A 14,221-nucleotide genomic window follows, 5' to 3' on the forward strand; every position below is an offset into this window, starting at 1 on the left:
AAATAGAATCCCGTAGGCTTTCAGCATCGAGTCGACGTTTGTGGGCGCGCCAGAGCAACACGTTTTCCGGGTCGAACTTGCCACCGTTGGGATCACCTTCCTGGCTGGCCATCTGCCAACTCCGGGACAGGACAATTTCCCTGATAAGTTTTCGTGCCGACCAATCGTTCCGAATAAGTTGCAGCGCTAAATAATCGAGCAATTCAGGGTGAGTGGGTAGACTGCCGGTGGTGCCTAAGTTGTCCGGCGTTCGCACGATACCATATCCGAACAAATGCTGCCAAATGCGATTGGCAAGAACACGAGCAGTCAGTGGATTTTCGTCACTCGCAATCCAATTTGCCAATTCCAAACGGCCGCTTCCTTTTTCAATCTTTGGAACAGCACTACCCAAAGTGGTGACAACCTGAAGAAAACCTCTTGGAGCCATCGCTCCCAACGCTCGCGGTAAACCGCGTATCCGCACCGCTGTGTCCTTCGGCGTATCGACCTCTCCGACACACATCACCGTGGGTTGGTCGGGTTCTTTCTCCTGCTGGAGTTGCTGCAGAAGGCCTTCTTTCCCTGTTAACTCAGCGTTCAGTGTAACGCCGGAACCTTGGTCCGGTTCATGGTTAAGAAGTGTCCCGTCCGACTGTCGCTTCGAAGCCGCATCGCTTTCTTCCTGGCTCGCCTTGATTTGTTCCTTCAGAAGGCTGATCTCCTGCTCTAAACTGCTGATTCGCGCCTCCTTCGCCTCGCGCTCGGCTTTCTGTTTTGGCGATAGCGGATAAGGACGGGTGAACCACTCAGCGGCAGACTCGTTCTTGACCGATTTCGTGCTCAAGAAAATTCCAGCCAGCGCGTAGTAATCACGAGTAGGAATCGGATCGAATTTGTGATCATGGCAGCGTGCACAGCCGATGGTCATGCCCAGAAAGGCTTTGCCGATTGTATCCACTTGCTCGTCAACTATTTCAAGCGATAACAGTTCCTTGTCCTGGCCTCCGTAATTGTGCGGGCCGAGGACGAGGAAACCGGTCGCGACAAGCTGGTCGACCTCTTCTTGGTGGCTGGAAAAAGGCAGAAGATCCCCGGCAATGTGTTCCCGGATCAATTCGTTTAGTGGCTTGTCCTTCCGAAAAGAATCGATGACGTAATTGCGCAAACGCCAAGCATCCGTCAACGTTTTACTGCCGCCACCTCCACTCGTGTCCGCATAACGCAGAATATCTAACCAGTGCCTCGCCCATCGTTCGGCAAACGTGTCCGAACTCAGCAGACGGTTGACAACGGCCTCCAAAGCATTTGGCGATTCATCAGCAAAATATGCGTCCTGCTCGGCAATGGTGGGAGGAAGCCCGGTCAAGGCCATCGTCACCCGCCGCAGAATCACATCACGTGTCGCATCCGGGGCTGGCCTGAGCTTATTAGCCTCAAGCTTAGCAAGCACGAAATGATCAATGACCGAGCGTGACCAGGTGGTGTCGCTAACAATTGGAAGTACGGGTTCGATCACTGGCTGGAAGGACCAGAATTGACGCCCGACCACCATGTCAATCACAGCGTCGCCCTTGGGGGTCGATCCCGTGTCGAGCCGAGGATCATAGGCGCCGCGACGCACCCACTCTTCCAGGGTCGCAATCAGATGTTTCGGCAGTTTCTGCTTCGGTGGCATTTCCAAAGATTCGTAACGCACACTCTGTATCAACAAACTTCCTTCACTATCCCCCGGAACGATCGCAGCACCCATATCACCACCGGTTTCCCAACCGACCTTGCGATCCAGCCAGAGTCCTCCTTTGCGTTTGCCGGCTTCCTCCGAATGACACTCGTAACAGTGTTCAGTCAGTATCGGTCGGACCTTTTTCTCAAAGAATTCGACGTCACCTTGTTTCGTCTCAGCGGCTAACATCGCCTCCAAGTTCAGAAACACGCTGATCATCAGAAGTCGAACCCAAAAAAGTTGCATGGTGAATTCCGGTTTCAGATCCGTGCTGCCAGCTTATTTAAAAAACCGTAGGCAGCAAAAAACACCCAGCTTCAACGCTAAACGATAAAAGGCAGGAATTCGATCGCCGGCTCCGACCAGGCTTTCAAATCGTAGACTCTGATTTTACCAGACCCTAAAACCGTTCACTACACGGAACGACTCACAAAATCCGCGAATAAATGGCAGCTTAGGGGAAGTTTTCAGGCCTCATCTTTCGACAAAGTATCTGACGCCTTTTTTGTCCTCTTTCTTGGCTGCGGACCCTTCCCGATTGGCCCCGACGAATCGATTTTTTAGCCGAAAGGCCATCCCGCCCAGGCTCGTCTTCTCAAAAACATATCCTCTGCAAGCAAGACACGTCCCAGTTGCCTTTCTACCCCGAGCCAACGACGATTGATTAGCAACACGCCTTGGGTCGCTACCGACCATGATCTTTCGTTCGCGACTTTTATTTGCCTTCATTCCAAAGAATGTGCGTGCCGCTTTTCCCTGGAACAATGACGTCCTTCCAGCCGTTCCCGTCGAGATCTTGGACACGAATCTGCAAACCGATACCTGGTCCTTTCCCTGCCGGTGCCTTCGAAATCAGATGCTTGCTCCAGGACTGACTTACCGGATTACAGTTATAAAACTGGACGGTAATCTCATCATTCGCCCCCACATCGCGACCTGAGTGAGCGTAGTAACGCTTGCCCGTGATAAGTTCTGGCCGGCCGTCGTTGTCAACATCATCCCAAGCCATCGAATGACCCTGCGAAAATTTCTTGTCGATCAGATGCTGACGCCACGCGGTCATCCCATTGGCCTGAGGCTTCAACTGCTCATGCCAATAAAGGCCATAGCTGTGACCATCGGCCCAAATGATGTCGTTTCGGCCGTCCTCGTTCAGGTCAACGACAAGAATCGGGCAACTGGCGTGAGGCAGATCGAAATCGTGGTGATATTTCCACCGACTGGAAAATGGTTTTGCCTTAGGTTGCTCGTACCAACCGGACTGAAAAATGATGTCCTGCTTACCGTCACCGTTGATATCGCCAAACCCCATACCGTGCCCATTGCCAACTTCGGACACAAAATGCATCGAAGCACTGACCTGGCCATCATCGCCTCGATTAAGTCGGACTATCTGCGTGGGATTCGTCGACCTCCAGGAATTCTCAATAAACTCTGGCGTTCCATCATTGTCGATGTCGTGGAGAAACGTGGCTTCGTTGAAACCCGTTCCGGTATCGATCAGTTGATGAGCTTCCCAGGCATCGACCTCATAATTTCCGGCACCCGGATTCTCATACCAATGCACAAGCGATTCCTTGAAGGTCCCAGCGAGCACATCGAGATCACCGTCACCATCCATGTCGTAGAGGTGCTCCGAGTTGCTGTCCATGTAGTCCGCTCCAAAAGACCCTATCTTGCGAACCGGTCGTTGCTTAAAGTCAGGTGCCTGATACCAGTATTCGCCGGCGGTAACATCCAGTTTGCCGTCCCCGTCGATATCCCCGACGGCGACTCCCTCGTTGTTGTCCTTGTGGAGCTGCTGAACGCGCCACTTATGGTTCGCCACAACCTTCTTTCCAGATCCCTGCTGCGCAGATAGGTCCACCGCGATGACTAAAATAATTGTGACGCCTAAAAGACAAGTAAGTTTCATGGCGAAAACATCCTGAGCTATTGAGATGGTTGATTTCGGAGTCGTTGAAAAACCAAAGTAACTTTTTCGTTGCTGACCACAAATTCTGCATTGATCAGCGGTCCGGCACCCAACGTTTTTCTTGCGTGATATCGAAACGGACCACGCCATCGTTTCTGCTGTTCAGATCAAGTCCACGAGAGTTGCCATCGTCAATCACGTCCTGTAATTGGCGCGTCATCCGATTGACAATATCAGCATGCTTTCCGGCAACATTATGTTGCTCAGCGAGATCCGATTCAAGGTGATAAAGTTCTGCAATCGTGGGCTTGCCGCGTGATTCCTCCAAATTCGATCCACTCATCCGGAAGACTAATTTCCAGGGCCCATCTCGGTAGGCAAATTCACCCATGTTCGAATGACTTACTAGCCGAGTGCGACTCGCCTTCGATTCGACTCCCAGAGCCGACGACAAAAAGCTTTCACTATCTTCGGCACTGTTAGCGGGCAAGGGTTGGTTCACAACACTCGCGCATGTTGCAAACAGATCGGTCAGGCTAATCAATTGATCACTCGTCTTACCAGCCTCAATTTGATTCGGCCATCGGGCCACCAGTGGAACGCGATGGCCGCCTTCCCAGATATCACCCTTGTGTCCGCGATAGGGACCGCTAGGAAGATGACCGGCCGCGATCAACTCTCCCCAACCTGTATAATGCGAGTGGCCATTGTCGGCCGTAAAAATCACAAGCGTGTTTTCGGAAAGCCCGGCTTCATCGACCGCCTTGATTATTTGCCCTGCCGACCAATCCGTCTCCATCACAAAATCGGCAATGGGTGCAATACGGCTCTTGCCTCGAAACTTTTCTGACGGCACAACCGGTTCGTGCGGCGACGTCATCGAGAAAAAGAGGAAGAATGGTTGTTTCGATTTTGCGCGTTCGTGAATCGCTTCAACGGCGCGACGCGTGATCTCAGGCAACACGTCTTGCATTCGCCAATTCGGAGCAGCGGGAGCACCGACAAATCCTCGGGGTAATACAATCCCTTCGGTCGGATCCGGTTGAAACGCCTCTGTGGGCAACGCCACAACTCGATCGTTCTCGATGTAAGTAAAGGGCGGCAAATTCGGCAGATCGACACCGAAGAAATAATCAAAACCGCGATCGGTCGGCCCATCGGCAATTCGTTGGGTAAAATCCCATCGAAGCTTTTTCTGACCATTTCGTACTTCCGTCATTTGACTCCGCTGCGGGCCAGGCCAATTCCAACCAAGATGCCATTTCCCAATGCAGGCCGTGTAATAGCCATGTTCTTTTAGGAAGCCGGGAAGGGTAGGGCGTTTACTGCTGATCAACGGCGGCTCGTAGGCCGCGATCACCCATTCTTGAAGTGGGGTCCGCCAAGAGTACCGGCCCGTCAACAATCCGTACCGCGTCGGCGAACAAACGGCTGACGGGCTGTGTGCATCGGTAAAACTAATTCCCTGTCGAACCAATTTGTCCAAGTAAGGCGTGCGGATCTTGTTGTTTGGATAATGTGCCTGTATGTCCCCCACGCCAAAGTCGTCGGCCAAGATGACAATAATATTAGGATGTGTCGCATGGGCGCAGGTTGACGCGGTCATCATCATGACCGCCGCCAAGAACCGCAGCAATTTGTTCCATATCGGTTTCATGTTGGCTCCGGCGAAAATTCTTGAGTCAGGGACGAGCGTCACCTATCTTTTCGCTTTATCAACGAGGAAGTCAACTAATTCCTGACACTGAAAATAACCGGGCCAAAAGCTGTGCCCCTGACCCTTGACCTTAATCACTTCGATCAAGTCACCGCGGCCCTTTGATTGGTACACGCTCTCGAGTGCCTCCGAATTCTCTGCCAGCGGCACAACCGTATCCTCCCGGCCGTGGATGATAAACACGGGGATGTTTGCGTCAGCCAACACCGCAGCCCGTTTGATCGGATTAAATTTTTGCTGCTCAGCGGCGAGAACTTCTTCGCTAACCCCATAGGCTGGCGCAGCACGTCGCAAACCAGGATAAGTCGTGTAGTCGTAACATGGATAAATGCCCCCGATGGCCGCCACTCGATCGGGATGTTCAATTGCCCAACTGCTTACCCATAACCCACCTCGACTGCGACCAAGCAACGCGGGCTTCTTCGAGTAGCCATCCTTGACCATTTTTTGGTAAAGCGCCTCAAAATGAGGAAAAGCGTAGGGACTGCCATACGCTTCGCCCACATCAATTCCCGCTACGGCAATCCCCGCATCCAGGAACTGCTGGTGCATCCAACTCTCGGCCTGGTCAGGATAGGAAGACAACGTCGCCCCGTAGAAGATCCAAGGCTTCGGTCCGCCAGTCGTGGATGTCCCAGTGGTTGAATTCTTGGTGGGCTCCATCAAAAACGCATGCCTCCCGCCAAGCAGAAATGACTTTCCGCCCAGCAGAACCTGCTTACGCTTTGGTTTCGCCGCCGCCTGGGCCTTTCTAATAGGAATGGACCGTACTGTTTTCTGCTTGGCTTTCTTTTGCACTTCCGGCGGCAAATCGCGCGACGCAAGCAAGCTAAATTCGTCGAGATGTCGATTCCAATCCTGCACCAATTCTTGCAGTTTGTCGGCTTGCGGCACAGCCAGATCCAGAGACTCCTGACGATCTACGCCCAAGTTGTAAAGCTCCCAAGGTTCGCCGATCGGTGCAACGGCTTTCCAATCGCCCCTGCGAATGGCTTTGTGGCCGTCGTGAAACCACCAAATAGAATTTTGATCAACTCGTCTTTCTCCAACCGGAGCATCCTGACTCAATTCCGGCAACAAACTGCTGCCGGGAGCCGGTGGCGCATTCGCAGCTTTTTCGGCTCCCGTCAATTCAAGTAGTGTTGCAGCAATATCAATAACATGGCCCGGATTACGACAAATTTCCCCACGCGCTGGAATACCCTCAGGCCAAGCGATCAGTAACGGAGTCGACGTCCCCCCCTCGTGCGTCCATGTTTTGTGGCGTCGAAACGGGGTATTGCAGGTTGTCGACCAACCGGGACCAAGACACAAATACGTATCGGCGGCGCCCGGCGACAAGTTGGGATCATGCCCGTCGTCTCGGACCATGATCTCCGCACTGGCGCCGTTGTCAGAGAGGAAGATCACCATCGTGTTTTCCCACTGCCCCATTTTCTTGATTTGGTCGAAGACACGACCAATCTCAATATCCATCCGGTGAATCATTGCCGCATGGATCGCCATCTTCGTAGCCTGAAACTTCTTTTGCGGATCACTAAGCGCTTTCCAAGGAACCGGCTTGTTGACTTCTCCATCACCCAAAATTCCGAATGCATCCGGAAAATGATAGGGCGGCCCCAAATCGCGTTCCACTCGCGACGGCTGACTGACGGCCGTCGAATTCAATAAACCCATGTCTTGGATGCGCTGCCACCGCCTCTCACGGATTTCGTCCCATCCGACCGTATACCTGTCCTCATAAAGAGCGATATCTTCGGGCAACGCCTGAAGCGGAAAATGGGGTGCGGAAAAAGCCAGGTAATGAAAAAAGGCCGATTCAGCATGATGCTTTTGATGCTGGCTTAGGACTTCGATAGCGTGATCCGCCAGCGCCGTGGTCGCATAGAAATCAGTACCCTTTTCGACGGGTGGCAACGCCACGTCGTCTTTCCAATGGCGATTCGGATTAAAAAAACGACCCTGATCTTTGAGTAGATACGAACGATTAAAACCGCTCGCGATCGGCATACCATCGATATGCCATTTACCGGTATGGTACGAACGGTAACCAACCGGCGCCAAGAGCTCCGGGAGTAGCACAGCCCAATCTGGACGCGTGCTTTGTCCACCGCCAGGAACGCTAGGCAATCGATCCCGGCGAATTTGTTGTGCGTAGTATCCGGTCATCAGAGCGCCACGCGTCGGCCAGCAGCGCGCTGTGTTGTAGAATTGGCTAAATCGCAACCCTTCCTCCGCAACCGAATCCAAATTGGGTGTCGTGATTTCTCCGCCATAACACCCCAGATCCGAAAATCCGAGATCATCTGCCATGATCAAAAGAATGTTAGGCTGACGCGTCTCGGCATTCGCCGACGCATGCATAACAAAAGCCAACGCCATGACGAGCAATAATTTTTTGAATTGAGGTTCCATCTTGGCTCCGGGAAAATTCCTTAATGTGTCGAACGTGCCACCCCCCGGCAACTTGCTGCAAATCCTTTGCATCCAAACCCTCAACATCCTGTGGTTTTAAGAACTGATGGACCGGCAAAGATCGACTACGCATTCAAAATGCATTCGGTCAAAGTCGCATCTTTAGCGACGGTATGACGCTGGACGTCTCACCACCATTGTCGCTGATTTCTATCACATTTCGCAAGTAAACAGAAAGAGTGATCATTTTTAGAGCGAGTTCGATCTCTTGTGAAGCTCGCCAGCCAAGACGTGGTCATTCCATCGTAAGAACAGCTTCATCTAACGCGGCAATCCCTGACTGGAATACCTCGTCTACCATCACGTGGTTTCCCAGGCAATCAGCCCTCGTCTTTCACCTATTTGGTACGTTCACCGAATGAGGCGAAAACTACTGCGATCAATCACTCAGACAAAGGAAGTCTGTTATACACACCACAGCGTCCGCCGAATTGCCTTTTCATGATCTTGGATTTACACGCATGAAAGCCATCGTTGGTCACGACGAAAAACATGAGATATCCGGCGAAGCACGGCAACGCCGATCAGCACGGATCGCTAATCGCTTCTGGTCGACAAGAGCCCAGCGTAATCGTTTTTCGAGATAGGTTCGCTAAGATGGGCCGCCTATCTGCTTGGCGAATACCGCCCCATCCCAGTGGGGCGGTAAGAGATTCTCTAAAATGTTGCTATTGATTCGCCACAAGTCCTTTGCCACGAACGATGCTTATCGTCGCCGGCGCAGTCCGAGCAGTCCCAACAGTGCAGTAAGCACCATCAATGACGAAGTGGGTTCGGGGACAACGCTGATGCCCTGCAAACCATTTTGGTAGATCGTTTGCACTTCCGCATCGGAAATTGCCGTGTCCCAAAATGCAAAATCGTCAAACGAGCCATCCCAAAACCCGGGCGCTCCCGGATCAGCCGTATTTCCAGCGTCGTCCGTCTTTACACCAATGCCAATGATGCCGGTGCCGGCGTCTTGTTGCAACTGAGGATAATTCAGTGCGCCCGAGAAGTCAGCCTCTGCCGTTAGCGATCCGTTTTGGAAGAGCTTGTGCTTTCCACCTCCGTAAGTGAAGGCAACGTGGGTCCATTCGTCGGTCGCAAATTGGCTACTCTCGCGAATATTGCTCACCACGGAATCAGTGTTAAACAAAAAGTTACTAAGGTCGCCGTCGCCCGCCTGGATACCAAAGTGATACTGTCCGGCTTGCGCGCCGCCCCAGTTCTTTACGATGGATGCCCAAACAGGTGTCGAATCCGCTTTCACCCAGCCAGAGAAGCTCATTGCTTCAGCCCCATTAGCAATCGGATTCGTGGCTCGCAGCCAACCATCGACACCATCAAGGCTGACGGCGCCGCCAATAAAACCTTCCGACCATGCCGACCCACCGTTGAGTTCTGCATCACCCGCCGCACCGCGAAGTGCATCAGCGGCAACCGTTCCCGCTTGCTCATCAAAGGTGTATGCCGACACTAATTCAGCACTACACCAATCCGAGGCGATCAGCAGACCCAAACAGGTCAACGTCACAATCCGTAAGTTCATCTTTTTCACCTTTCCAAGCGGCCGATCAAGTCCAAGTATTTTAAATACAAAACGCGAACTATTCGAGAAGCAAGCAGCGGCCTTCGGACGCAACACAGCTAGGGTTAAGAGAACCGAAGCATAAACCGACCCGCTCGCAAATTGGGATAAATGCGTTAGCGTTCGTTCATTAGCTGTATTTCGATCGACTCGGGTTGGTCACGACCATCGCCCCGGCCATCGGGGCGATGCTTTGTGAGAGAATAGGTTCACCGGCGACGACGCACAAACGCGAGTATGCCCATCAGGAAAAGTACAACGCTACTCGGTTCGGGCACGGCTGCTACTGCGGGACGTGCGCCAACTTCATAACCACCGTCGGTGAAGGCAGCAACAAAATCGCTCGAATTAAAATCGCCGTCGCCGTTCCAGTCGCCGTCGGACCAAGTCGAATTTCCGTCCAAATCGTCTTCATACTCCCCAGCACCAAAGACGAGAACGAAGTCGGTGGAATTGAATTCACCATCGAAGTTTGAATCGCCAATCCAGGTACCTAAAACGTCGTGGACGTAATTAGCGCGTTCTGTCGGATCCGTCAGCGAGCCATCATCAAGGCGAAGGGTCGGATCGGATGGTTCACCGGCGATCATCTGGCCCCAATAATCCGGAATCTTATTCGGGAATCCACCAGGATTCGGATCGGCCCAGACGTAAGCAGAAGTGAAAGCCGTGTCCCCATTCCGATTTCCTAATTCATCTGGATCGTCGTTATCACGGTAACTAAATTCAATCCCGTAGTTGTTCCCGTCCGGATCATTCGCCGCACCTAAAATTGCCGGCAACGGCGTGTCAAATACACTCTTGTCGACTCCCACTTCAACTAACCAACCGGTATCGGTGATGGTGACGGCCGACTCGACGCCAGCCTCCACTTGTTCCTGATAATCGGGCGGCGAATTCCATACCTGCACACGGTTTTCTGCGTCAATCACCAATTGAACGTCAGACTCCCAGGCAGGATCTCCACCCTTAAAATCACCACGATCGTTGGACGGATCGAAGTAAAACTCTACCGAGTCGTTTGCCCAGGCAGCATCATCGTCTGTATTGATTTCGTCCTCAATAATGTCCACCAGAAAGTACTGATGAGTTTCATTGTCTCGGGCATAGAATTTAACTGAATTATCGGCACGGTCGTCGGGCAACACTCCACCATCCCATTTTGCACCATAGAAAATATTCTCTTCTGCCTCGTCCCAACCAAGCACGGCGATATCACCGGCACCAGTCAGTTGTTCCCATTCAAATTCGTCGCCATCAAGCGCCACCCCACCGGTCACGATCGTGCCAAACTCATCGAGGTTCCAGTCACTCACATCACCATCCACGGTAATACTGGCGTTTGGATAACTGATCATGAAGAGTTCCGGATCCTGCGCCTGAACCATGGGTGCCAACGCCATCAGGGTGATCGCTACCTGGAACTTCACAAAGAATTGCCATCGAAGATGCGTCATTACGATTCCTTATTGATCTCAATACGACCGCGAGTTTCCATTTTTTTCGTATCATCCGCCCCATTTGTATCACGACGGAAGCTAAAAACACAGTGTTTTTTATGCATCAGCAATTTTTTTTCACGATCGAGCCGGCATCATTAATCAAATGCCCCTTTTTGACGGCTACGGGTTCAGCCATTCCGCAATTTGCATCGACGTTCGGATCAGCAACGACGATCCGGTTTTTGACCGGTGTAAACATCTGGGCGTTGGTTACCGCACGAATTTCCTACTGGGGAATTAAAAAACGTGGAAATACCACAGAACGATCTCAAGCGGGTTCAGCTTGATCCGCAGGATACTTCGCGTGCAATCTAGTGGTCATTCTTTCATACTGGGTCACCGCCTAATTGATTCTTCTCAAATCCGGAAATCCACTTGACGACAATCGATTTGAACCGGCTTTTGGCTATCAGCAATCCGCCAAAGTGAGCACGTTAATTTTCATCGACAGATCTTTGTTAAAACCAAATCCAATTATCTTTGGCGACTTGTGTTAATGCGTCGGTGCTAACCCACGCATCGTTTATTGAGGAGGTGTTCTCTTGGCTGATATTCACATTTCGAAAAATGATCGATTAAATGCATTTTGCAAAGATACGGACGCTTTTTTAGCTGGCCGCGCAGATGGACTGCTGTCTGACCTGACCTTTGCAGCAAAGGACATTTTCGATGTAAAGGGCTATGTGACCGGGGGTGGTAATCCTGATTGGAAAAAGAGTCAAATCATTGCAGAGAAAACGGCCTGGGCGGTCCAGATTTTGGTTGAAACCGGTGCCAGCATGGTTGGAAAAACCATCACCGATGAAATCACGAGAGGTATCTTCGGCGAAAATGCACACTATGGGACGCCCGTCAATTCCAACGCGCCTGGTCGAGTACCCGGTGGATCTTCGAGCGGCTCTGCCGCAGCCGTTGCAGGGAACCTCGTTGACTTCGCTTTGGGATCGGATACGGGCGGTTCGGTCCGGGTGCCGGCCAGTTTTTGTGGATTGTATGGACTTCGGCCAACCCATGGCAGGGTTTCCTTAGACGGAGTGCTTCCGCAAGCCGACAGTTACGACACGGTGGGATGGTTCGCGAGAGACGCCAAAACCCTTGCCAAAGTAGGATCGACCTTACTACAAAGTCCGATTATCGATGAATTACCCCAGAGGGTCGTCGTAGCGCAGGATGCTTTTGAACTGCTTGATGAAGCAACTTATGATGCTCTGCAACCCGCGGTCGAACGAATATGCAATCTGATTGGCGAACGAGCCATCGAAAGCCTTGCTGAATCAAGCTTGACGATTTGGCGAGACCAACAAGGCACATTGCAAAGTCGCGAGGCATGGGAGACTGTCAAGCAATGGATCGATGAGACAAATCCGAGATTCAGCTTTGAAGTTTCCGAACGATATCTGCTTGCCAAAAACATCTCCGATGAAGAGATCGCTTTTGCGCTGGAGCGAAAGGCTGAGCTGTTAGCTCGTATGGAATTCATATTGGCAGACAAGACGATTGTATTGATGCCAACCACCATTGGACCAGCGCCACCCATTGGTCAGAAATTATCGGACAGAACGAGGTTTCGCCTTCAAACGAGTCAGTTAAACTGCATCGCAGGAACCACAGGCGGGCCCCAGATTAACCTTCCTCTTGCTGATCAAGATGGTTTGCCTGTCGGGATCTCTTTACTTGGCTCTCCCGGAGAGGATGAGATGTTGATCAAAACCGCTCTGGAGTTAGCGAAATAGAGTTTCCAATCACGATGCTACTCGAAGCGACTCATCGCGCTAAAATGCGTACTGCCTGGGCAAATAGTGAGCCATTCGAACAATCGGCTAAGCCCAACCTCGCTTAAACAACAAGTTTTGCGGCGTCGCCAATCACTTTTTGCGGCGTCGCTGACGCTCCAACCGGTCAAGATACCAACCCCGGCGGGCGCCCAACACAGGGAAGCAAGCCGATCATCTCGGTTCAATCTTTCTGTCCATGAATCGTTTTAGAAGGTGAGATACGAACCCGCCAGCGTTCATTCGTTAGCCGCCAACCTCCAGCTGGCTCATCGGCATTCGTCACCGCGCCATCACAACAACGTCTTTTTCCTCGCGTAGACGTCGGCTCACCCCTGGCGGCACGCCGCCCCCCGGTGTTAAGATTCTTTATCTAGGGAAGACGAGGCCCTACATCACGACCCCTTAACTCGCACCTATAGGAGTCCGCCGAGATGGATTTCAAATCAACGTTCTTGCGATCAGTTTTGTTTGTCTTCGCCTTCGTGGTATCCAACCCGCTCCAGGGCTCCATCATCCTGCAACCGCCCGACCTTGCTCCGGGCGATCAGTACCGATTAGTTTTCGTGACGTCCGCATTAACGCAAGCGACTTCAGATGACATCAACTACTACAACAATGTCGTAGACGACCTCGGCGACCTCGCCATGACCTCCGATTGGACGGCGATTGCGTCGACGCAGACCGTCAATGCAAGAGATAACACCGGGACCACGGGTAGCGGTGGTGTTCCAATTTATAACCTCAAAGGTATTCGGGTCGCCGATGATTACGCCGATCTCTGGGATACGACGATCGACAATCCGATCAAATACACGGAGGTGGGTGATACGGTTAGCGAAACAGCAGTTTGGACCGGCACCGAAAAAAACGGAACGACGCATGCCAAACGATACCTCGGAACCTTGCTTCCATCTGGCAACGCACAGGCCCACTTCGGCTACAGTTTGGGCAAAGGGAATGGCTGGATTCAATATGGATTATGGATATAGACCGCTCACCGAGCAGAAACACCTGTACGGCATCAGTGAAGTGCAATCGATACCAACACCATATACACCCACTCCTGAGCCAGCATCGCTGATCACCTGGACTTTGTTAGCTGCTGTCGGATGCATCGGAACTTGGTGGAGGCGTCATCGCGCAATGGGTTAGTCGGCGTTTCCTACTCGACCAACTTCTCGCTCCACATCAGCACGCAAGAATCTATGCTGCGCTGCGTTCGGTGGAGCCGTTTTTCTCCGAGTGGTTGAATCCGCGCGAAGGAAAGGCATCTGGCACCTTTCCTCGCTTACTCCGACAAATAGCTCCCACGTTTGGGATACCGATGCTTTTTTTAAAGCTCGCACGAGATCGTTCTTTTTCGATCCGTGCTTCTAATGAGTTCCCGTTACCGTTTGATGGACAGCCAATCCAGTCACAGCTTCTGGCAAACGCTAGAACCTTCCGGTGAGGCACCGCAAAATACGAGCGGCGTACCAGGAAGATAACAAGGGCAATTCTTGCGGGAATCGGCAGTCCGCCCTCACCGGTTCTCGCTCCCCGAAACGATCAACGGGCACGGT

8 protein-coding genes are annotated in these 14,221 nt (G+C 52.1%); 2 read left to right on the top strand and 6 right to left on the bottom strand.

Annotated features, from left to right (window positions below; translation table 11 throughout):
- The 6 genes from P8N76_18810 to P8N76_18835 form a co-directional block, all read right to left on the bottom strand.
- Nucleotides 1–1,951: DUF1549 domain-containing protein (locus P8N76_18810; protein MDG2383731.1), on the bottom strand; the 1,951-nt coding region annotated here is incomplete at its 3' end.
- A gap of 469 nt (nt 1,952–2,420) precedes the next feature.
- Nucleotides 2,421–3,620 carry a VCBS repeat-containing protein gene (locus P8N76_18815; protein MDG2383732.1) on the bottom strand — a complete coding sequence of 400 codons (1,200 nt, stop codon included), beginning with the start codon at nt 3,618–3,620 and terminating at the stop codon, nt 2,421–2,423.
- Between the two features lie 94 nt (nt 3,621–3,714).
- Nucleotides 3,715–5,277, bottom strand: coding sequence for an arylsulfatase (locus P8N76_18820; protein ID MDG2383733.1), 1,563 nt, complete (start codon nt 5,275–5,277; stop codon nt 3,715–3,717).
- Nucleotides 5,278–5,319: 42 nt separating this feature from the next.
- On the bottom strand, nt 5,320–7,752 hold the full coding sequence (locus tag P8N76_18825) for a sulfatase-like hydrolase/transferase (GenBank protein ID MDG2383734.1): 2,433 nt from the start codon (nt 7,750–7,752) through the stop codon (nt 5,320–5,322).
- A gap of 766 nt (nt 7,753–8,518) precedes the next feature.
- The gene (locus tag P8N76_18830; protein ID MDG2383735.1) at nt 8,519–9,343 is read right to left on the bottom strand and encodes a LamG domain-containing protein; all 825 of its coding nucleotides are present in this window, start codon (nt 9,341–9,343) and stop codon (nt 8,519–8,521) included.
- A gap of 248 nt (nt 9,344–9,591) precedes the next feature.
- Nucleotides 9,592–10,839 carry a sugar-binding protein gene (locus P8N76_18835; protein ID MDG2383736.1) on the bottom strand — a complete coding sequence of 416 codons (1,248 nt, stop codon included), beginning with the start codon at nt 10,837–10,839 and terminating at the stop codon, nt 9,592–9,594.
- Nucleotides 10,840–11,426: 587 nt separating this feature from the next.
- Here P8N76_18835 and P8N76_18840 point away from each other — a divergent pair.
- Nucleotides 11,427–12,617: an amidase gene (locus P8N76_18840; protein ID MDG2383737.1), complete on the top strand. Its 1,191-nt coding sequence runs from the start codon at nt 11,427–11,429 to the stop codon at nt 12,615–12,617.
- 473 nt (nt 12,618–13,090) lie between these two features.
- Entirely contained in the window at nt 13,091–13,648 is a 558-nt protein-coding gene (locus tag P8N76_18845; GenBank protein MDG2383738.1) for a hypothetical protein, read from the top strand.
- Nucleotides 13,649–14,221 lie beyond the last annotated feature (573 nt).

It is taken from the genome of Pirellulaceae bacterium (assembly GCA_029243025.1).
Lineage (GTDB): Bacteria > Planctomycetota > Planctomycetia > Pirellulales > Pirellulaceae.